The sequence below is a fragment of the bacterium SCSIO 12696 genome, from assembly GCA_024397955.1.
In the GTDB taxonomy this organism is placed as follows: Bacteria; Pseudomonadota; Gammaproteobacteria; order Pseudomonadales; family Porticoccaceae; genus SCSIO-12696.
On sequence record CP073744.1, the window covers coordinates 2,470,988 to 2,492,288 of the forward strand.

Below are 21,301 nucleotides of genomic sequence, written 5' to 3' on the forward strand. Positions count from 1 at the left end.
TTAATGATCAGGAGCAAATCATGAACCCCAAATTTTCAGAATCCAATGATCCCATTAAGCTGTATCGAAACCCTTTGTCCGGTCACTGCCACCGTGTGGAATTGATGCTGTCTTTGCTCGACCTTCCTTACGAAACCGTCGACCTGGATATGGTGAACGGCGCACACAAAGCGCCCGAGTATCTAGAAATCAGCCCTTTTGGCCAGGTGCCTGCTATTGACGATAACGGCACTACACTTTCTGATTCCAATGCCATCATCACTTATCTGGAAAGAAAATATAACGATGGCTACGAATGGCTGCCGCAAGACCCGGTTCAGGCTGCAGAGGTACAACGCTGGCTGTCAGTAGCCGCCGGTGAAATTGCACACGGCCCCTGTGCGGTACGCCTGGTCAAACTGTTTGGTGTTGAGCTGGATTACGACGTTGCCAAGCAAAAAACCGAAAGGTTTTTTGACGTGCTGGAGCCCCTGCTGAAAGAGCGTAGCTACTTGGCTGGTGACAACATCACCTTGGCGGATATTGCTGGTTACAGCTATATCTCTCACGTGCCGGAAGGTGGTGTCAGTCTGGAGCCTTACCCTGCTATACGCGATTGGCTTCAGCGTGTTGAAGCGCAGCCGCGTTTTGTGGGTATGGCTCGGTCGCCTTTGCCTGACGCCTGAGTCGGCTGGATTTTATAGCGGAAGCAAAAAGTGCCCAAAACGCAAACCTCAAAATTTCATGCGGCGGAAATCGCGGTGCAAAAGCGCCGCGGTGTTGCTGAAGTGGTTGCAGAATACGGTGAAGACTTTATTCGCGAAGCCATGCCACAGCAGCACCGCGATTTTTTCAGCGAGTTGCCGTTTGTTCTTTTGGGGCTTGTGGATCAGCGAGGCTATCCTTGGGCAGTGCCATTGTTTGGCCCGCGGGGGTTTATCTCTTCACCCAGTAATACCCGCTTAGTCTTGAATGCTTTACCTACGTTGACCGGCTTGCTTGATTTGGATTTTAAGCACGGGCAAAAAATTGGCCTGCTGGGAATTCAATTGGAAACCCGACGCCGTAACCGTATGAATGGTGTAATCGACTCTATTGGAGAAAACAGCTTTTCCATCGAAGTTGAGCAGAGTTTTGGAAACTGCCCCAAGTACATCCAAAAGCGAGAACTGGTTTGGATGGAGAGTAACGCCTTTGAGGATGTCAGTCGCGCCAAAATTCATTCATGCATAAACAAAAGTGTAAAAGCACTTATAGAAGGTGCAGATACTTTTTTTATCACTTCACGAACAAAAGCGTTTAATCAAAATGCCTCCAGTGGAATTGACGCCTCTCATAGAGGTGGAAAGCCGGGTTTTGTCAGAGTCGATGGAAGTAAACTCTATTTTCCTGATTTCAGTGGCAATAACTTTTTTAACACTTTAGGCAATATTCAATCCGATGGCCGTGTTGGCCTTTTCTTTCCTGATTTTGTATCGGGCGACTCTGTGTTTGTGTCGGGGGTTGCTCAAATACTGTGGGACGACAGCCTGAAAAATCGTTTTGAAGGCAGCCAATGTGTGATTCAAGTGGACGTTGAATCTGTGGTTCACATTCCTGGTTTTATGCCGATGCGCGGTGAACTTGTTGAGCGCTCTCCCGCTATTGAGCAAACTGGAGAATGGCGTAGCGTTGATGATATTGAGTCAGACCCCTACCGTCAGTTTCAAGTGGTCGAAATAAAAAAGGAAAGTGATGCTATTACGTCTTTTTTTCTTGAGCCACTAGAGGGTGCATCGATTGAGAAATACACTCCAGGTCAGTTCCTGCCAATTCGATTGTATATACCCGGGTCAAAACAGCCCGTACAGCGTACTTATACTTTGTCGCGAGCACCGGTTGAAGACGGCTATCGCATATCAGTAAAGCGGGAAGAGCAGGGGCTTGTTTCCAAATACCTTCACGATCAAGTGGGTATTGGCACGGTGATTCAAGCGGGTGTGCCATCCGGCCAATTTACACTGCAAGCCAATAATTGCCCTGTTGTGCTGATCTCCGGTGGTGTTGGGATTACCCCAATGATTGCCATGCTTGAAGGTGTCGTGAATGATATTGAGCAAGGTGCTGAACCTCGCCCGGTGTGGTTTATTCATGCAACCCAAAACAGCAAGACCCAGGCTTTTGCCAAGGCGCTTACATTGTTTAGCGGTTACGAGTGGCTAACTATTCACACTGTATTTAGTCAGCCTCTGCCCACAGATAGGCTTGGCCGTACGCATCAGTCTGAAGGACGTATTTCTGCGGAGTTGCTAAAACAAATTCCTCAACTGGATAAATGCGACGTTTATCTGTGTGGCTCAGAAGGGTTTATGCGAGCTATTTATGCTGATCTTTTGGATATCGGTATTTCTCAAAAACATATCCGCTACGAATTTTTTGGTGAAGGCTCTATCAGTGCCAAAGAAACAACAGAAGAAGTAGCTGATAAAGCCGTCGTCACTTTTTCTGAATCGAAAGTTATCCACCAATGGAAACCGAGCGATGGCACTCTGCTGGAGTTTGCTGAAAAGCAGGGCTTGGCACCCCTCTATAGCTGCCGCTCAGGCAACTGTGGTGCCTGCATTTCTAAACTGAAATCCGGCGAAGTGAGCTATGGGCGACAACTTGGCTTTGCCCTCCAAGAGGGCGAAGTACTGATTTGCTGTGCCAAGCCAGCCAAAGATTGCTCGGAACTTACAATTGAAGTGTGAGTGCTTGCGGGTGTGAACCAGCAAGCACAGTAGGTATTTGAATGCGCTTTACAGTGTTTAGAAGCTGTCGGTATTGGTAAACAAGCCAACCTTGAGGTCGGTGGCGGTGTAAATTTCCCGGCCGTCTACCAGTACGCGTCCGTCGGCAATGCCCAGAACCAGCTTGCGTTCAATCACCCGCTTGAAGTCGACCTCATAGGTGACTTTCTTGGATGTGGGTAGCACCTGGCCAGTAAATTTCAATTCCCCGGCGCCCAGTGCACGACCGCTGCCGTGATTGCCTTTCCACAGCAGGAAAAAGCCAGTGAGCTGCCACAGTGCATCGAGCCCCAGGCAGCCAGGCATCACCGGGTCTTCCTGGAAGTGACAACCAAAGAACCAGAGGTCGGGGTTGATATCCAGCTCTGCCACTAGTTTGCCCTTGTCGAATGCGCCGCCCTCAGCGGTAATTTGGGTGATGCGATCCAGCATCAGCATGTTGCCTTTCGGCAACTTGCCGTCTTCCGGATTGAACAGACGGCCTTCACCGCAGGCAATCAGCTCTTCTTTGCTGTAACTGTTTTGGCTTTGGGGGGTAAAGACCATGGCTGCGTACTCTCGTCAGGCAGTGCAATGTGCATGCGGGTGGTTGATCGTACGCCGATGTGGCAAGGCTGACAATCGGGCAATAAAAAAGCCGCTGGGTGGAGCGGCTTTTTTGTGTATGGTGCCCAGAGACAGAATCGAACTGCCGACACGAGGATTTTCAATCCTCTGCTCTACCGACTGAGCTATCTGGGCTTGGGTAGCTGTCTCGCGTTGCGAGAAGGCGCGTATTAAACCCGCTCGCCCTCTCGCCGTCAAGCGGGTGATGGATAAAATTTTGCGCTTATTCCGACGGTGGCACATAGCCTTCGGCGGCGTCGTAATTTTGCCCGGACAGAAAGCGATCGCGCTGTTCGGCCAGGTAGTTGCGGGACTCTTTGTCCATCATGTTCAGATGTTTCTCATTAATCAGCATGGTCTGGTGGTTCAGCCATTCCTGCCAGGCCTGTTTGGACACATGGTCGAAAATATCCTGCCCTTTGGGGCCGGGGAAGGGTAGAGCGTCCAGCCCTTCCAGTTCCTGGTTGTGTTTGCGGCAGTGTACGGTGCGGGTCATGTCTGTACCTAAAGTGCGTTCAGTATTTTGGCAATCGGGGCAGCGGTGCCCAGAGTGAGTTCGTTGGCAGGGTTATACCAGACCTGCCGCTGCGCATCCATGGCCTGACTGGCGGCGTTTACCTGAACATAAACCGGGGTGTAGTCCAGATGGTAGTGGCTAAACGTGTGGCGCTGGGGTTCTGAGGCCTCCCAATCCAGTGGCTGACATTGGTAGCGGGTACAAACGCTGTCGATATCAGCGGTAGTGTCGCATTCCGGAAAACCCCACAGGCCGCCCCAAATACCAGTGGAAGGGCGCTTTTCCAGCAAGACATCGCCAGCGATATTACGAAGGATCAGAAAACAGGCTTCCTTCACCGGCTTTTCCTTTTTGGCCTTGCGATGGGGGTAGTCGGTGGGATTGCCCTGAGCGTGGCCCAGGCAGTCTTCCTGCATAGGGCATAACAGGCAGGCGGGCTTGCTGCGGGTGCAGAGGGTGGCACCCAAATCCATAATGGCCTGGGTGTAGTCTGCTACCCGCTTGTTGGGGGTGAGTTGGTCGGCCAGCTCCCAAAGTTGGTTGGCCACAGCGGTGGTGCCTGGGTAGCCTTCTACTGCCCGGTAACGGGTTAGTACCCTTTTAACGTTGCCATCCAGAATCACCGCCCGCTTTTTGAAAGCGATGGAGCGGATCGCACCCGCGGTGGAGCGGCCGATACCAGGTAGGTCGCTCAGCTGTTCTACGGTGCTGGGGAATTCACCATTGTGCTCCACCATGACCTGTTGCGCCGCTTTGTGCAGATTGCGAGCGCGGGCGTAGTAGCCGAGGCCGGTCCAGTGGTGCAGCACATCGTCTTGGGGGGCTTCTGCCAGCGCTTGCACACTGGGAAAGCGGGCCATAAACCGTTGGTAGTAGGGAATAACCGTGGCCACTTGGGTTTGCTGCAGCATGATCTCCGACACCCACACTCGGTAAGGGGTAATGTCTTGTTGCCAGGGCAGGTCGTGGCGGCCGTGCTGGTCGAACCAACGGAGCAGGCGTGTGGCGAAGGTGGGTTTGGGCATCAACTGGTATTATTTGAAATTAGAAAATAGCCTCGCATTGTATATCGAGACTAAGGCGTTTCGCTCGCTTCCCTGCGATGGCGAAAACCTATTGTCTAACGTTTTTTGAGCAAGTCTTTCAGCAGGCCTTTGAGTTGGTCTTTGCTGTTTTGTGGCGGTTGTTGTTCTGGTGTTTGTTCCGGTGTTTGCTCACTTTCTTGCGGCTGCTCACTGCCAAGCAGCTTATCCAGCAGCCGCTGCTTTTGCCGGTCTAGCAGGGTGCGGGTTATCAGGTCGGTCATGGCGTTGGTCATCACGCCGTTGATGTCCGCCACCGGGCCTTTCAAGTGCAGGGGAATGTCGCGGTTCTGAATCGATTTACTGCGCAGTACACAGCCTTGTTCACTGGATTTGGGGTTGTTGATCGCCAACACCACGTGCAAATCCATCAGTTGATCTTGAAGTTGCAAATTACCCTGGCTGCGTAGTGTCAGGTTGCCGACACCGCTGTTCAGGCTTTGCAGGGTTAGGGTTTGGCCATTAAGAGCAAAGGTGCCCGCCGTATTGTTTAGTTGAGTGCCCGGCTGCCAGGATTCCGGCTGCTGGTTTTTGTCACCGGCGACGGCACAGAATTGTTGCTCGATATTGGTGGCACTGTAGTGGCCATTGGTCATGGCAAAGTTGCCGGAGCCTTTGATGTTATTGCTCAATGCATCGCCACTGTTGCCCTGGGTAGTGCCGCTGAATTCCAGATTGCCGCGGCCGCTCAGCTCGTTGAAGTCCGCCAGGGTAGACAGCGCTTGCCCCAAATCTACGGACTTGCCTGCAACCGCAAACGCCAGTGTGGGTTCCTTGGGTGCCATGTCGATGCGGGCATTGGCGCTAAGGGTACCGCCAAAACCGTTGGCGGACGCGCTGGCCAGTTGCAGTACCTGGCCATTGCCAAAGGTATTGACGCGCAGGTTATCCAGTTGAACGCCGCTGGCGGTCAACTGATTAAGGCTGAATTCGATCTGCCCGCGGCCGCCTTGCAGTGCCGCCAAGGGTGCCAGCAGTGGTGCAAAGACCGCCTGATTGGGGGTAGCGGGTTGTTCAGTTTTTTGGGTTTCTGTTTCGGTTTCCGGGAAGTAGCGATCCAGATTCAACTGGGTGCCGTTGAGTTGCGCGTTGATTTTGCGCTGCGCTGACAAGTTGGCGGACAGCTCGCCATTGAGCGTAAAGTCATCCACCACCAGTGCCAGCTGGGATACCTGGTAATCATCGCCGCTGATATTGAATTGGGCGTCCAGCGCCAGTTGGTTAATGGCTGGGCTGTCTGGTGCCAATGTTGCCAGTAGGTTGCTGGGGTCAAAGTTCGGAATGCTGAGTTGCCCATCGACCACCGGGGTTTTACTCAAGTCTTTGACGCTGGCTGTCAAGGTCAGGGGAATATCGTCTATGCGGGCGTTGGCTTGAGACAGCGCCAGTGTATCCTTGAGCAAATCCAGCTCGGCGGTAAAGCCAATGCTGGCCTTGTGGTTGCCATATTCACTGCTGTTGGCGGTGAGTTCCAGTTTGCCGTCCTGTAAGACGATGCGTTGCAGGTTTTCGTTGAGTACCGATGCGGTCAGCTCAACCGTTGCTCGGTCGGCTTCGTCTTTAATGGTTGTGGTAAACGCCAATTGAATGGGGAAGCCGCGATTTTCCAGATTGATGCCTTGGCTGGCCACAGTGAGATTATTCAGGCGCCGCTTAAGTCGGCCATTTTCCAGCAGCTCCAGAGTGCCATTGGTTACCGACAAATTGTCGATCGCCAGGGGAGTGGGTGCCTGTTCAGCGGTATTGGCGGGGGTCGCCTGAGTGGCGGTGGGTGTTGCGGCAATGGCTGCGGCTTTCTGACCAGCGTTGCTGTCGGTCAGCTCCAGTTGAACCAACGGCTTGTCTACGGCGATTTTTTTCACTGCCAGCTCGCCCCGTATCAGGCTGGCCAGTTCCAGGGCCAAATCCGCTTGCTGAATGTGTATGTCTGGCAGCTGTTGGCCGTGAATGCGGGTGTCGGCAATGGTAATGGCCACATCTGGCCACAGTTGCCAGCTCAAGTCGCCGTTGATGTTCAGCTTTACCTGATTGTCTTTGGCCAGTTGTTCCAGCTGTGGCTTGTACTGGTTTGGGTCTACTGCGAACAGCAGTACGGCAGCCCCGATCAGTACCAGGGCAATGACTGCGAGAGGAAGGCCAATGGCCCACTTGAGGGTCTTTTTCACAATGTTCTCCATTCTTCGTACTGGCTGTCGCAAGCGCGTGCAGTGTAGCGAATAGGACTGGAGAAGTTAGAGAAAGTTTTCACGGCCCTGCACTGGTAAATAGGGTGCAGGGCCGTGAAAGGGGTGGAGCCGATTAGAAAGTAGTGCGAATGCCTACTTGAATATGACGGCCCGCTGCCGGTGCTTCATTACGCAGGAATGAAGTGGAGTGGCGAATCTGTTCGTCCAGCAAGTTGCCTACTTTCAGGAACAGGGTGTGGTCGCCGCCAGCGGCGTTCAGTTTGTAGCTGATGTTGGCGTCTACATCGGTGTAACCGGGAGTGGTGGTTTCACCTTCGCCAGCGCGGTTTTGGTCGTCCACTTCGGTCCAGCGCAGTTTCGCGCTCCACTGGTCCTGCTGGTATTCCAGCTCAGCGCCGTAACGGGTTGGCGTGATGCGGGGGACATCGCGGCTGATGCCAAGGCCTGAGTCCAGAGAGGCGCGTACCTGATCGCCAAACACATTCACTGTCAGTGTGTCAGTGATGGGCTTGCTCGCGGTAATTTCAAAACCGGTGAACACCGCATCCTGCTGTATGTAGTTAAATACCGGCAGCCCTTCCATTTCTTCACCAGTGCGTAGCTGGTAAATAAAGTCACGGATGTCGTTCTGGTAGACGATGGCCGACAGCTCGAAGTCGCCGTGGTAGTGGTAGCCCAGCTCAAAGTTGGTGCTGGCTTCTTCTTCGAGGCTGGTGTCACCAAAAATAAACTGGCGAGTCGCCAGGTGAGCGCCATTAGAGAACAGCTCTTCTACGGTGGGAGCACGCTCGGCACTGGTAAGGCTGATGCTAAAGTGCTGGTTGTCGGCGAACAGCCACTGGGTGGCCACAGACAGTGTGGTGGTGTTGTGGGCAACCTGCGGTGAATTAACCGGGGTGATTTCCTGGCGTTCGGTACGCACACCGAGCTCCAGGTGCCAGTTTTCCGTTTGCAGGTCTTCCAGCCAGAAAAAGCCGTAATTGCTGATTTCGACAGGGGCTACAAAAAAGTCTTCTTCAAAAAAGGCTTCTTCGCCCACTGCGGCAAAGTCGGTCATTTTGAGTTGCAGGCCAATAGCGCCGTGCCAATTTTCCCAGGGGTTGTGCACCGCTTCTATTCGGCCTTCCCAGCCGTCGACGGTAAAACGGGTGCCCACTTCGTCACCTTCCAGCTCAACGTGCTCGTAGTCGTTGTAAGCGATGTCGATGTTAAGGGATTCAAAACCGCCCCAGGGATCAGCTACTTGAGCTTTGAAGTCATAGCGGGTTTGCTCCAGGTCGATGCGGATGATTTCTTCCTCTTCTTCCTCGCCTTCCTCTTCTTCACCCTCTTCGTGGGCGTGGGCACCAGGGGGGATACCGTAGTTGTTTTCCAGGCGGCTGATGCTGAAGCCGGCGTAGTTGTCTTCATCTACCCAGGCAAAGCCAGCAGAAGCACTTTTGGTGTTGGCGTCACTGTTGTCCACGAAACCAATAGTGGTTTCTTCTTCCTCGTGTTCCTCTTCCTCTTCTTCGTGCTCTTCCTCTTCCAGCAGAGCAGGGCCGTCAATGCTGATGTTGTTGCTGCTGCGGTACACGCCATCCAGGTGCCAGGCAAAATTGCCTTCGCCACCGTCGATTTTGAACACGGCGTTGTCGCCGTTGTTGGCGCTGTTGTGCCGTAGCTCAAGCGCGCTTTCGATACCCTCAGGCACGGTTGTGGGGATGCGGTTGTCGATAACGTTAACCACACCGCCGATAGCACCGTTACCAAAACGCAGGGTAGAGGGGCCGCGCAGTACTTCAATGCGCTCTGCCAGCAGTGGCTCGGTGCCGCTGGCGTGGTCTGGGCTGGTGTTGGAGGCGTCCAGAGTGTCGATGTTGTTTTGCAGCACTTTCACCCGGTTGGCGTTTTGCCCACGAATCACCGGCAAACCAACGCTGGGGCCAAAAGAGGCGGTACTGATGCCGGGCTGGTTTTTCAGGGTTTCGCCAATAGACGCAGCGGCGGTTTCCAGTAATAAGTCACCGGAAAGTACTGTGATTCCCTGAATGACCTTGTCCTGGTCATTGTGCACCGGCGACGCAGTGGTGATGATTTCTTCTTGCGCTTTATCGGTGTTTTGCTGTGCGTCTTCGGCAGCAGCGGGGAATGCAAAAGTGCCTACCAGCAAAAGTGGCAAACTGTTGCTAATGCTTAGTGTGTGATTCATGGTTCTACCTTGGTGTTGAACCTCCATAGGGAGGCATAAACGATCTGACGGTATAGCACCGCCTAACTCTACAAATTAGTTACAGGAGGGGTATTTATCAGGAAATAACAGGTGGTGCGCGAGCACCGAAGGGCAGCTGCAGGCGCTCTTGTAGGGCCTTCGCTACAAAGGTGGAGCGATAAAATTCCGGTGATACAGCAATGCTTGGCAGTACCGTGGCAGCAATGACTTTGCTTTTGTCGGCAGCAAGGCATAAGGGGCAGGAGCTTTCTGAGCCTTGTTCCTGAGAATGAGGCGAATCCACATCAGTGCTGTGGTAGTGGTCAGCGCTTATACCAACAACAGAGCCAACGTCAGTGATGTTGGTGCTGTGAATATGACTGGCGGACCCGATGGTTGCGCACAGGAACAGCGCCGACAGCAAATATATCAGGGCTGCTTTACGGCCCCGATGGTTGTCACGTTGTGATTGCCTGTGCGTGTAGATGCCCAATGGCCCGAACCGTCTTTGTGCTGCGAACTGCCTGCAAGCAGCGTTGCAAGAAAAGGGCGGCTATTGTCCATAAAACCGCCCCAAACATCAAATGTTATATCATAACAATTGATGCTTGGGGTATTCCGTACAGTGGGCCTGTTGATTCTTAGTTGGAAAGGCCGTTAGAGCTGGGTACCTGGAACAATGTTGTATCCAGTAACGGCAGGCCGGTGTAGCTCAAATTGAGTTTTTGGCAGCAGAGCTGAAAGCGCTGTTGCACCATGCGGGCAAACTCTGCCGCACAGCTGTTCACATTGGCTTGGCTGAGCCTGAGAATACGCTCTGCCTGCTCGGGATAATGTTTTTCCAGCCAGTGCTGGAAGTCGCCCAACGCTTCGGTTGGCAAATCCAGGTATTGGTACCCGGCCGCCCAGGCCCCCGCTTTTTTGGCGGCTGACAACAGCTGTTCCATGTCGGCGTCGTTCACCACCGGAATCAGTGGGGCCACGTTGGCACCTACGGGAATGCCAGTATCGCTCAGCCGGGAAATGGTTTTCAGGCGAGCTGTGGGGGAAGAGGTGTTGGGTTCAATTTGCCGGCTGAGCTGGGTATCCAGAGTGTGCAAGCACACTTCTACGGTGCATAACCGCTGTTCTGCCATTTCGGCCAAGATATCCAGATCTTTCACAATCAAATGGCTTTTGGTGATGATATGCACCGGGTGTTTGTGGGCCAATAGCAGCTGCAAAATACCGCGAGTTTGCTCCAGGCGCTTGCTGCCAGCCTGATAAGGATCCTGAGTGGTACCCAACGTCAACGGGGTGGGGTGATACCCCGGACGATTCAGTTCACGAGCTAGGCGGCGAACAGGCTGGCTTTTTTCCAGCAGTGCATTCAATGGGTTGCCGCAGTGGTGGTGGATCGGTTGCTGCATGGGGGCAAGCGACACCTTGATCGGCTTTTTGGAGGCGTTGGACGTTTGGCGAAACCGTTGAGCCATGCCAGGGGTTGTGGCTGTGCCCAATAGCTGGCGAAAAACACCGATGGCTCTGTTGCTGTGATAGCGATGGTTGCTGAGTATCATTGCTGCGCCTCCAAAAAAGAGATACTGTATTTGTGTACAGTTTCGAATACTGTATACAAATACAGTTTAAAGGTAAAGCCTTTATTGTGAGTGGCGGTGAGTGCCTGGCGGGTTCTGTGGTGGCGGCATAAAAAAGGCCCCTCTGCATAACAGAGAGGCCTTGGTTCTCGGCGCAGTAACGTTGGAGTTGTTACACCAGCATCATCACATCCTGAGGCAGGCCGCCAATAATCTTCTCAACGGTGTTGCCGCGCAACGCACCTTTAAGCCCGGTACGGCGTTGGGTGCCCATCAAAATCATATCGGCGTCGATGTCTTTGGCTACGCGGGGGATCACTTGGTCCGGGTCGCCCTGCTGTACGTGAATGCGCTCGTTGGGCACATCCGCCAGACGGGCAATGGCGCTGCGGTCGGGGAAGTGCATGGAATCGCTGTAGCAGTTCACCAGATGCAAGTCGGCGTTGTAGCGCTGTGCCGCCCACTGGCCGCGGGATGCCACGGTTTGGTTAAGCTGCTGGTACTTGCTGTCTTGCACTTTAATGGCCGCCAGCAGTTTTTTGCGGGGGCGGTTGTTCTCCGGGCGGATCAACAGCACTGGAGTTTGGGCGTTGCGCAGGAAGTTCCAGCGGTCGTCGTTCAACACTTTGTCATTGCCGTTTTTGTAGAGCGGCAACATCACCAGATTGGCTTGGTACTTTTCCACGGCGTTGTGTAACACCTGTGGCAGAGAGGCACCCCAGCCCAATTCCAGTTGGTATTCCACCTTGTCTTGAAATGCCATGGACATCAAACCGCTGAGCCAGCCCTGACCCTTGATGACCGGAGTTTTGGCCAGGTCGTCGGTATCCGGGGTAACCAGAATCACCAGCCGGGAACGCTCTTCTGGCTTACGGATTTTGGCGTTGGCGATGGCGCGGTCCATCGCCGGGTGGGTTTCTTGTTGAGGGTCGACAACGACCAGTACAGTTTCTTGGGTGGACATGGCTGTCACTCCAGTAGGTTAAAAGTGGCGCCATTATAGAAATCGCCAACCCACAGAAACTGATCTGGATCAGGTAAACATAAGGAGATTTTGTGAACCTTTACTCACTGTGGATAGGTATAACCCGCACCGAACCCCAACGGAATACCAAGCCCCCAATAAGCCAGCAGGAACAGTGACCAACACACCAGGAACACCAGCGAGTACGGCAGCATCATCGACACCAGATTACCGATGCCGGTTTGCTTCACATAGCGCTGACAATACACCACCACCAGCGGAAAGTAGGGCATCAGCGGAGTGATGATATTGGTGGAAGAGTCCCCCACTCGGTAGGCCGCCTGGGTGAGTTCGGGCGAGAAGCCCAGCTGCATCAGCATGGGCACAAAGATGGGGGCCAGCAGCGCCCATTTGGCGGAGGCAGAACCCACAAAAATATTAACAAACCCCACCAGCAAAATAATACCGAACAGAGTAACGCCGCCGGGCAGGGCAAAGCTCTTTAATACCTCGGCGCCTTTTACCGCCAGCAGTGCGCCGATGTTGGAATCCCCGAAGGCTTTGACAAACAGGGCGCAGAAGAACGCCATCACAATGTAATAGCCCATGCCAGACATGGATTTACTCATGGCATCGATCACCGCTTTGCCGTTTTCAAAGGTACCGGCAATGCGGCCGTAGACCACACCGGGGATTAAAAACAGCAGTAAAATCAGCGGCACGATGGACTGCATAATCGGCGCCTGGAACGAGTTCAACGAGCCGCTGGCATCGCGGAACGGGGAGTCGGCGGGCAGCAATACCAGCACCAGTAAAACCATCCCTGCCAGCATGGTGAATGCTGCGGCCAAAAAGGCCTTTTTCTCTCGGGGGGCGACGGTGCTTAAATCTTCTGCGGGCTCGATATCGTCGTTCAGCGCCGCGGTTTTTTGCAGGCGTGGCTCTATCACTTTGTCGGTTAAAAACCAGCCAAGGGCGATCACCAATACACTGGAAACCGCAGTAAAGAAGTAATTGCCCAGCGGGTTGACCTCAATACTGGGGTCAATAATTTGCGCGGCAGGTTGGGTAAAGCCCTGCAGCAATGGGTCCAGCGCTGAGGGTGCCGGGTTGGCGCTAAAACCACCGGATACTCCGGCAAAGGCCGCGGCGATACCCGCCAATGGATGGCGGCCAGCGGCGTAAAAAATAATGCCGCCCAGGGGAATCACCAGCACATAGCCGGCATCGATGGCGCTGTGGCTGAGCAGGCCAATCAAAATCACCATGGGCGTTAACAGCGCAGTAGGCGTGCGCCGCAGCATCAGCTTCAGGCCGGTGTTAATGAACTTGGACTCATCCGCAACCCCCACACCCAGCATGGCCACCAGCACAACCCCCAGCGGCGCAAAGCCGGTAAAGGTCTTCACCATATTGGACAGGAAGCTGGCCAACTCCGTGCCGGTGAGCAGGTTGACTACCTCAAGGGGCGCCCCGGTTTTAGGGTGGTTAATTCCAAAGTCCACGCCGGACAGCAGCCAGGACAGTAGCCAGACAATCACCAGTGCGTACAGAAACAAAATGGCCGGGTCGGGCAACTTATTGCCCACCAGCTCAACCTTGTTGAGCACGCGGTTCATCAGGGTAGGGGAAGCATCGGTTGCGTTTGTCATTATTCTCGCCTCTGCAAATAGTTGGCTTATTTAAGCCGAAGGGCTGTGGCGAGGCAAATCTCTGCTACAATCGCCCACGTTCGTGGATGACACCCGCCCAGAGATAAGCGCCTGGCCCCGGGAAAACGTGCGAACATCGAGCAACCTGTTGTAGCAATGCGGCGAAGCCGCGAGCAAATAGAACCGCCGTAGAGCGAAGGCTATTGTTCGTAGGCAAGGCGCCCGAGGTGAGCGGCGAGGAGCATACAAAAGTATGTGACGAGCAGCGAACCCGAAGGGTAACGCAGCATACGGACAATAGACACAGCTCTGGGGGCGTTTTGGATTCGACGCCGGTGACAAAACCCAAGGTGCATGTCGTGATGACGACCAATCACGTAAATCCAAAGTCGTATTTTATTAGTTGCCAACGACGACAACTACGCTCTGGCGGCATAAGCCCGCTAGCAGAAGCCACTGGATGCCAGTAAACGGGAAGCTTCTGTCAAATAGAACTGGACCGCAGTGAGGTTGGCTTAGGGCACCACTGTTAAACTTTACTAAGATCGCCGACCTCGTCCTGCCTATCGGGCTGAGTGAGGCTAAATTAATTGATAGGGTCTAAGCATGTAGAGCCGAGGGCGGAGTGCTGACGGACGCGGGTTCAACTCCCGCCGCCTCCACCATTACTAAGTTCTGGGAAGATTCAAAGCAACGATAAGCCTCTGAGAAATCAGGGGCTTTTTCGTGAGTATTACATAAATAAAATTTGATGTGTTCGTGATCGTCATCTTAACAATTGGCTGGTAAGACTAGTGGAGAAATAGTTGCTTACCCAGTATGCTCAGATACTTGGGATTTAGAATAATGGTAAGGATGAATAAATGGCTTCTGATGATGTTCCTTTCGATGGTTTTGTCTGGGGTAGCAAACCTGATCCGGAATTGGTGATCGGGCTAGTTGGAGCTGTTGGAACAGACCTTTCACTCGTTCAAGAAGAGTTAGGTAAAGTCCTTGATACGCTCGAATATCAACACACTGAGATTCGCATGAGCGCAATTTTACGTGAGTTGGAGAAAGGGGACGAACTATCTCTACTTGAAGGAGGGTGTGAGAACAAACGAATAGATGCTTACATGGAGGCGGGAGACTCTCTTCGTAGACACACCGAAAGAGGTGACATCTTGGCCATCTTGGCAACTCAGGCCATATTTAGTGTGCGACGTACCTTAGATAGCGAGAGCGAACGAGGAAGAGGTGGTTGCTCGACGCCGCACCCGGTTCCGAGGCAGGCGTATATTCTTAATTCACTAAAGCACCCGAATGAAATCAATACGTTAAGAAACGTGTACGGCGATTCATTTTTGGCAATATCTGTATATTCGCCCAAGTCAGTTCGAGTAGAGGCGCTTTCCCAAAAATTCGCGAGCACAAATTATTGCGGTTCTGATACGTCCCAATTTATTGGAGAGGCGGAGCGGCTTGTTCAGAAGGACGCTAAGTCTAAAGTCGAGGGGTTTGGTCAAAATGTGAGTGAGACTTTTCCATTGTCCGATGTATTTGTTCGAGAGGGCAAAAGAGATGAGTTGAAAAGACAGCTAACAAGGGCAATTGAAACTTGGTTTCAGTATCCGTATCACACACCGAGTATAGATGAGTTTGGGTTGTTCCAGGCTCATGCAACGTCTCTCCGATCTGCCGATTTGTCACGACAAGTTGGTGCAGTGATTGCTTCTCGCGATGGAGAGATTCTTGCAACAGGCTGTAATGAAGTCCCCAAATCGGGTGGGGGTCAATACTGGGACGGTGACGAGGGAGATGACCGAGAGTTCGTTTTAGGTAAGGACTCTTCCGTTCGGGTGAAAGAAGAAATTGTTGGTGAAATGCTACAGCGAATGTCCGAGAACGAATGGCTTGAGAAAAAAAAGGCTAAGGAAAAAGTTGGAGATTTGGTGGAAGCAATCTTATATGGAGATGAGAGCAAGGTTTTAAAGGGTACTCGCTTAGCAAGTTTGATTGAGTTTGGCCGAATTGTACATGCTGAAATGGCGGCAATATCTGATGCTGCTAGAAGAGGCGTTTCTCTCAAAGGTGCAACTCTGTATTGCACGACATTTCCGTGCCATATGTGTGCACGCCACATAATTGCGGCTGGTATTTCGCGTGTTGTTTTTATTGAGCCTTACCCAAAAAGTATGACTAAGCAGTTATACAGTGGCTCAGTCTTGATGGATGGGGAAAGTGGTGATTTTAAGGTTGCATTTGAGTCCTTTGTGGGTGTCGCCCCAAGGAGGTATATGGAATTTTTCTCTATGCCGAAACGTAAGGATGATCGAGGTAAAGTAGTAGAATGGGATGGAAAAACAGCGTATCCTCGCGTCCCGGAGGATTTCGGTGTCTATATTGATTCTGAGCAGGCCTGCAGCTATTGGCTTGACAAGTCGAACATTTTGGGATTGGATGAAAGCGACAAGGAAGAAAAATCTAGATGAGGCGGGGTGTATTATGAGTCAAGACAAGGGTTGGTTGAAGGAGCAGTTGGAGTACACTCGGAGTCAGACGGAGAGCTGGCCGCAGTGGAAAAAAGAGACCATTTACTCTTCTAGCGACAACCGAAGGTCACAAGATAGCGCATCTGAACGGAGCAGTGAGTATAGGCGTACCCGCAGATGACAAAATGGGAGCAAATGCTCCCATTTTTTTTGCCTGGAATATATTACTGAAGTACTCGCGTGATCGGCTGTGTAATGTCATAGCGTATGAGACGCATTATTAAGTCCGGATAGTAACCGTCAGGAAAATCTAAATTGTTCGCTACTTGTAGTGGACTGGGCAAAGCTGCCATTAGGGTTAGTTTCAATAAAATCAATATATTATGGGTATTTAAGACATGAGTTTTATGCACGCTGCTTGGCTTTTGTATCTTAATCTCATGATCTAAGGTATTCCCCCTGAGAGCCATTGACCCTATCTAAGCGATAAGCCAATCTATGTGCTGATCATGGAAGGGTACTGGGAATGTACATAAAACAATCAAAAGATATTGCGGGCTGATGATTGTCTACTTTGCCACCAAGCGTGAGTTTGTCGAAGATACGGTCAGCAACACTATTCATGAGAAGATAGTCGCCGAAGTAACGCGGCGTGGTATCAGCGGTGGCAGCGAGAGTGAAATCTCCTCGTGGCGCAACTCCATGCAATTCATGCTCAATGTTGTAAATGATAGTGAGCTGCCAGATGATGCCGGCGTCTCTATTGAATATGTCATTCCCCTTACCAGCAGACGAGTCGACTTTATCCTGACTGGCAAAGACCAATATAGGCAGGATACTGCAGTCATTATCGAGCTCAAGCAGTGGAGTTCGGTAGCCGTTACCAATAAAGATGGCGTGGTCAACACCTTATTGGGTGGTGGTTTGCAGGATACCAGCCACCCCTCGTATCAGGCCTGGACCTATGCAGCACTGATTGAAGACTATAACGTGACTGTTCGTGAAGAGGCGATTGCCCTCAAACCCTGTGCATACCTGCATAACCTAGATTCAGATGCTGCAATCAACGACCCCTTTTATCAAGCCCACACCAACAAGGCGCCGGTCTTTATCTCCAAAGATGCCCTCAAACTCAATGCCTTTTTGAAAAAGTACGTTCGATATGGCGATACCGATGACATCATGTATCGAATTGAACACGGCAAGATCAAACCCTCTAAAAGTTTGGCGGATAGTCTGGCGTCGATGCTCAAGGGTAATACCGAATTCTTGATGATCGATGACCAAAAGCTGGTATATGAAACAGCGCTGGATCTAGCCTGCAATGCGAGTACTAATAGTAAACAAGTGCTGATCGTCGAGGGTGGTCCGGGCACGGGTAAATCCGTAGTTGCTATTAACCTGCTGGTTGAACTCACCAAGAGACAACTGGTGGCGCAATATGTGTCCAAGAATGCCGCCCCTCGAGCTGTTTACAGCGCACACCTCAAGGGCACTGAGAAGAAAAGCCGAATAGACAACCTGTTTAAAGGCTCTGCCTCGTATACCGGTGTTGAGCCCAGCTACTTTGATGCGCTGATCGTCGATGAATCACACCGCTTGATTGAAAAGAACCGCTACAACAAGTTCAGTGAAAACCAGGTCAAAGAGTTGATCCATGCTGCCAAGCTAACCATTTTCTTTATTGATGAAGACCAAACAGTGACTTGGAGTGATATTGGCAGCAAGGCCGAGGTTCACAAATGGGCCGAAAACTTGGGAGCTAACGTTCAAGAGCTAAAGCTTGAATCCCAATTTCGCTGCAACGGCTCGGATGGTTACCTGGCCTGGGTGGATGATGCCTTGCAAGTGAGACATACGGCTAACACCTCACTTGAGGGAATCGACTACGACTTTAGGGTTTTTGACGATCCCAACGAGATGCGACAAGCCATTAGGGAAAAGAACCTACTGGCCAACAAGGCAAGAATGGTGGCGGGTTACTGTTGGGATTGGATCAGTGATCCGAACAAGAAAGGCGGCGATGTCGCCGCGATGGATATTGTGATCCCGGAGCACAGCTTCGAGGCCCAGTGGAACCTCAACAAAGACGGTTTTACCTGGATCATCGCCGGTAACTCCGTCAACGAAGTGGGTTGTATTCATACCTGCCAAGGGCTGGAGCTGGATTATGTGGGAGTGATTCTCGGCCCGGATTTAGTCGTGCGTAATGGTGAGGTAGTTACCGAGGCCACTAATCGTTCGAAAATGGATTCCTCAATTAAAGGTTATAAAAAGCTATTTAAAGAGCAGCCGGACGCTGCCAGAGAAAAAGCTGATCGCATTATCAAGAACACCTATCGGACGCTGATGACTCGGGGGCAGAAAGGTTGCTATTTGTATTCGACAGATCCTGAAACCAATGAATATTTTAAAGCTGCTGTGCATCAGATGGCTGTAGAACAGCAGCAAACCAGCCAATCCAAATACCTTGATATGCCCCTAAAGTTGGTCGACACAGACCAAGTAATCCCATACGAAAACGCCGTGCCAATCTTCGACCTGAAAGCGGCGGCGGGTGAATTCAGCGAAGCTCAGTTGGTGGATGGCTGTGACTGGGTTGAGTTACCTGAGCCCTTTGCTCACAAACCCGGATACTTTGTGGTGCAGGTGGTTGGCGAGTCCATGAATAAACGGATTCCCAATGGCTCCTGGTGCTTGTTCAAGACTGATTCTGGTGGTAGCCGCCAAGGCAAAATAGTACTGGTACAGCACAGCAATATCCAGTGCCCCGAATTGGGCGGGCAATACACGGTGAAGAGTTATCACAGCGAGAAGGTGGTCAGTGATGATGACACCTGGGGGCATCAGAAGATTGTATTGAGGCCACTGACGACTGTGAATGGGTTTGTGGATATAGAGTTGATAGGGGATGAGATTGGTAGCTTGGTGGTAGTTGGTGAGTATGTGGCGGTAGTGGGGTGATCTACATTCGAAGAACACTTCTTAAAAATCACAATAGAGAAGGCTTCTGATGAGGTACTGGTGGGTTAACCAGAATCAAACTTATAAGCACGAGTTGGCTGGTGGCTATCTGTGGTCTCCCAAAGTCAGTGCGAATGGAAGACGAAATCCATTCTATGAGTTTATGCGTGAGGTCGCTCCAGGGGATCTGATTTTCTGTTTTGCAGGGACCTATATTCAGTCCATTGGTGTTGCCCAGAGTGTCGCGGTTGGTATGCCAAAGCCAACTGAATTTGGTTCTACTGGCAGCTATTGGGGAGATGTTGGCTGGAGGATTGATGTTAAATACCATCAACTTGACCACAAGATCCGCCCGGCAGACTACATAAATGTTCTTGAGTCATGCCTACCAGAGAGGTACTCGCCATTGCAGAGGACAGGGCGCGGGAATCAAGGTGTTTATTTGACAACAGTCAACCCTATGCTAGCCACAAAGCTAATTGACCTTATCGGTGAAGAGGCAAAGCTGCTTTCTAGCTATCTGGGTGGTGTTAAGGAAACAAAACTCACCGAAGACTCTGCAAGCAAGCTGGATAGTTTGACTCTTTGGGAAAACTCACTTGTCCAGAGCCTAATGCTTGATGATTCATTAGAGCAAACAGAGCGTGAAGCCCTGGTGGTTGCTCGTAGGGGGCAAGGAGAGTTTAAAAGTAGAGTCAGGAGAATTGAGAGCAAATGTCGATTGACTCATGTTGATCGAATAGAGCACTTGCGTGCTAGCCATATCAAGCCCTGGAGATATTGTGGTAATAGTGAAGAACGTTTGAGTGGCTGTAACGGCTTGCTGCTGACTCCTACTATTGATCATCTATTCGATCGTGGGTTTATTTCGTTTGAAAATTCAGGGGAGCTACTCTTGTCACCGGTCGCGGACCTTTTGTCTTTGGAGAGAATGGGAGTGGAAACTAAAAGGCGCGTGAATGTTGGCGGGTTCTCAGAAGAGCAGGTTAAATATCTGGAATATCATAGGGGTAATGTGTTTTTGCAGGCACGGATAAAGCTCTGATTTAGAGCGCGATTATGTTTGATCTGACCCTTTCTTTTACCCTAGATGCTGAATTGCTTGAAGCCTAGGTGTTTTGACTAATGGATTTCGAGGCGAGGCTGGCATATGCCCAAGAGACAGGCGACATTTGGTCTAGTCAGTGGTGGTTGAAACCAACCTGGCGCAATCAGATTGCTTTGAGTGATGACGAGTTGGAGTCGAGATTCTCGCGTTTGGCAGATACCTTCAATTCAGATTGGGTTCAGTCGCTGGGTGGTGAAATTTTCTCTCACCCGATAGCTCGGAGCCAAATTGCTCAGTTTGGTATGCCTGATATATCAAACTTACTGAGGGTCTCGGGCTATTTGTCAGATTTGTCATCCTTGGTGGGTTTTGGCCGCGTACTGCGTGATTATAAAACTGTCCAACACAGCCACAGCTCGGAGCTTGAGCTATTCATGGCGAACTGCCTGCAGAAGATTGGGTGTGAGGTTAGCTTTATTGTCCCTAAGCCAAATGGAGGGAAACGGCCTGATATTTCAGCTAGGTTTAATGACTGTGGTTTTGTGGTCGAATGTAAAAGGCTGGCAAGGGGGCCGGGGGAGCCTTGGATTGAAAATTATCAGCGTGTGTTCTCCCAGATTCTCTCTGATGCTACACCCGATGGAATAACGCTAAATTTCCAACGAGACTTAGAGCCGCTAGATATTCATGACTATGGTTACCCCTATCAATTGACACCCTATCAGTTGGCTGCACAGATGGATGCTTACCCTATAGTTGCCAAGATAAAAGAATCGCTGAAATTTGGTCGAACTTCAGCGTATTTCGAGGTTGCAGGAAGAGGCAAGTGCCAACTGTTCTCAGATAACGATAGCTTTAAGGATAGGATTGAGATTCCGGAATTCTCGGAAAACTTCTATATTAAACGGCTATTTCTAAATGGTATTTTTAAAGCGAATGATCAGATATCCGAATATGGCCATTCTGGCATAGTTGCAGTGTTTCAAGAGTATCCAGCAGACTTAAATGCTGTTAAACGAGAATTGCAAAAATTGTTTTCCAAGGAGGCTCGTTTCAAGCTCTTAATGGGAGTGCTTGTGTTCCCTGCACAAAATATTTTGAAGTATATTCAACCTTATTGGATTCAGAACCAACATGCTGACGTTTGCGCCAAAGAGGTAGGGCTGGTGGAAAGGTTAGAGCCATTACTTAGGCCGCTTACTTAGATGTATGCGAATCTTGCTTGGTTACACTCTCTGTCGTGCGTTTATTTGCCCAAAGATCAATTGAATTCTCAAGAGCTTGAGCCAGCGGTCT

Annotated in this window: 15 protein-coding genes, 1 tRNA gene and 1 other RNA gene; 7 read left to right on the plus strand and 10 right to left on the minus strand. The window is 51.3% G+C overall.

What is annotated here, in order from left to right; translation table 11 throughout:
* The first annotated feature begins 20 nt into the window (after positions 1-20).
* On the plus strand, positions 21-665 hold the full coding sequence (locus KFE80_11415) for a glutathione S-transferase (GenBank protein UTW44980.1): 645 nt from the start codon (positions 21-23) through the stop codon (positions 663-665).
* A gap of 30 nt (positions 666-695) precedes the next feature.
* A complete protein-coding gene (locus tag KFE80_11420) occupies positions 696-2,708 on the plus strand; it encodes a pyridoxamine 5'-phosphate oxidase family protein (GenBank protein ID UTW44981.1) in 2,013 nt (670 codons plus the stop codon).
* Between the two features lie 57 nt (positions 2,709-2,765).
* Here KFE80_11420 and fabA read toward each other — a convergent pair whose 3' ends face one another.
* The 10 genes from fabA to KFE80_11470 all read right to left on the minus strand — a co-directional run bounded on the left by fabA (position 2,766) and on the right by KFE80_11470 (position 13,522).
* Positions 2,766-3,293: a bifunctional 3-hydroxydecanoyl-ACP dehydratase/trans-2-decenoyl-ACP isomerase gene (gene fabA / locus KFE80_11425; GenBank protein UTW44982.1), complete on the minus strand. Its 528-nt coding sequence runs from the start codon at positions 3,291-3,293 to the stop codon at positions 2,766-2,768.
* A gap of 119 nt (positions 3,294-3,412) precedes the next feature.
* Positions 3,413-3,488, minus strand: a tRNA-Phe gene (locus KFE80_11430).
* Between the two features lie 88 nt (positions 3,489-3,576).
* Positions 3,577-3,849 carry an oxidative damage protection protein gene (locus KFE80_11435; protein UTW44983.1) on the minus strand — a complete coding sequence of 91 codons (273 nt, stop codon included), beginning with the start codon at positions 3,847-3,849 and terminating at the stop codon, positions 3,577-3,579.
* 8 nt (positions 3,850-3,857) lie between these two features.
* Positions 3,858-4,895, minus strand: coding sequence for an A/G-specific adenine glycosylase (gene mutY, locus KFE80_11440; protein ID UTW44984.1), 1,038 nt, complete (start codon positions 4,893-4,895; stop codon positions 3,858-3,860).
* 95 nt (positions 4,896-4,990) lie between these two features.
* Positions 4,991-7,117: an AsmA family protein gene (locus tag KFE80_11445; GenBank protein UTW44985.1), complete on the minus strand. Its 2,127-nt coding sequence runs from the start codon at positions 7,115-7,117 to the stop codon at positions 4,991-4,993.
* Positions 7,118-7,250: 133 nt separating this feature from the next.
* Positions 7,251-9,329, minus strand: coding sequence for a TonB-dependent receptor (locus tag KFE80_11450; GenBank protein UTW44986.1), 2,079 nt, complete (start codon positions 9,327-9,329; stop codon positions 7,251-7,253).
* Positions 9,330-9,426: 97 nt separating this feature from the next.
* A complete protein-coding gene (locus KFE80_11455; protein UTW44987.1) occupies positions 9,427-9,822 on the minus strand; it encodes a hypothetical protein in 396 nt (131 codons plus the stop codon).
* Between the two features lie 148 nt (positions 9,823-9,970).
* A complete protein-coding gene (locus KFE80_11460) occupies positions 9,971-10,888 on the minus strand; it encodes a radical SAM protein (GenBank protein UTW44988.1) in 918 nt (305 codons plus the stop codon).
* Between the two features lie 190 nt (positions 10,889-11,078).
* Positions 11,079-11,870 carry a universal stress protein gene (locus KFE80_11465; GenBank protein ID UTW44989.1) on the minus strand — a complete coding sequence of 264 codons (792 nt, stop codon included), beginning with the start codon at positions 11,868-11,870 and terminating at the stop codon, positions 11,079-11,081.
* A 104-nt stretch (positions 11,871-11,974) separates the two neighbouring features.
* Entirely contained in the window at positions 11,975-13,522 is a 1,548-nt protein-coding gene (locus tag KFE80_11470; protein UTW44990.1) for an AbgT family transporter, read from the minus strand.
* Between the two features lie 311 nt (positions 13,523-13,833).
* On the opposite strand from KFE80_11470, the gene ssrA reads away from it, so the two are divergent.
* The 5 genes from ssrA to KFE80_11495 all read left to right on the plus strand — a co-directional run bounded on the left by ssrA (position 13,834) and on the right by KFE80_11495 (position 21,210).
* Positions 13,834-14,187, plus strand: a transfer-messenger RNA (tmRNA) gene (gene ssrA, locus KFE80_11475).
* A gap of 198 nt (positions 14,188-14,385) precedes the next feature.
* Entirely contained in the window at positions 14,386-15,993 is a 1,608-nt protein-coding gene (locus tag KFE80_11480; protein UTW44991.1) for a hypothetical protein, read from the plus strand.
* Between the two features lie 561 nt (positions 15,994-16,554).
* On the plus strand, positions 16,555-18,957 hold the full coding sequence (locus KFE80_11485; protein UTW44992.1) for a DUF2075 domain-containing protein: 2,403 nt from the start codon (positions 16,555-16,557) through the stop codon (positions 18,955-18,957).
* 49 nt (positions 18,958-19,006) lie between these two features.
* Entirely contained in the window at positions 19,007-20,002 is a 996-nt protein-coding gene (locus KFE80_11490) for an HNH endonuclease (protein UTW44993.1), read from the plus strand.
* An 80-nt stretch (positions 20,003-20,082) separates the two neighbouring features.
* Entirely contained in the window at positions 20,083-21,210 is a 1,128-nt protein-coding gene (locus KFE80_11495; protein ID UTW44994.1) for a hypothetical protein, read from the plus strand.
* Positions 21,211-21,301: the final 91 nt, after the last annotated feature.

What these genes read in the sequence shown, in the direction of transcription:
- KFE80_11490 (UTW44993.1), top strand. Translation starts at nt 19,007, where the DNA reads ATGAGGTACTGGTGGGTTAACCAGAATCAAACTTATAAGCACGAGTTG.
- KFE80_11470 (UTW44990.1), bottom strand. Translation starts at nt 13,522, where the DNA reads ATGACAAACGCAACCGATGCTTCCCCTACCCTGATGAACCGCGTGCTC.
- mutY (UTW44984.1), bottom strand. Translation starts at nt 4,895, where the DNA reads ATGCCCAAACCCACCTTCGCCACACGCCTGCTCCGTTGGTTCGACCAG.
- KFE80_11465 (UTW44989.1), bottom strand. Translation starts at nt 11,870, where the DNA reads ATGTCCACCCAAGAAACTGTACTGGTCGTTGTCGACCCTCAACAAGAA.
- KFE80_11460 (UTW44988.1), bottom strand. Translation starts at nt 10,888, where the DNA reads ATGATACTCAGCAACCATCGCTATCACAGCAACAGAGCCATCGGTGTT.
- KFE80_11435 (UTW44983.1), bottom strand. Translation starts at nt 3,849, where the DNA reads ATGACCCGCACCGTACACTGCCGCAAACACAACCAGGAACTGGAAGGG.
- KFE80_11415 (UTW44980.1), top strand. Translation starts at nt 21, where the DNA reads ATGAACCCCAAATTTTCAGAATCCAATGATCCCATTAAGCTGTATCGA.
- KFE80_11485 (UTW44992.1), top strand. Translation starts at nt 16,555, where the DNA reads ATGATTGTCTACTTTGCCACCAAGCGTGAGTTTGTCGAAGATACGGTC.
- fabA (UTW44982.1), bottom strand. Translation starts at nt 3,293, where the DNA reads ATGGTCTTTACCCCCCAAAGCCAAAACAGTTACAGCAAAGAAGAGCTG.
- KFE80_11495 (UTW44994.1), top strand. Translation starts at nt 20,083, where the DNA reads ATGGATTTCGAGGCGAGGCTGGCATATGCCCAAGAGACAGGCGACATT.
- KFE80_11480 (UTW44991.1), top strand. Translation starts at nt 14,386, where the DNA reads ATGGCTTCTGATGATGTTCCTTTCGATGGTTTTGTCTGGGGTAGCAAA.
- KFE80_11450 (UTW44986.1), bottom strand. Translation starts at nt 9,329, where the DNA reads ATGAATCACACACTAAGCATTAGCAACAGTTTGCCACTTTTGCTGGTA.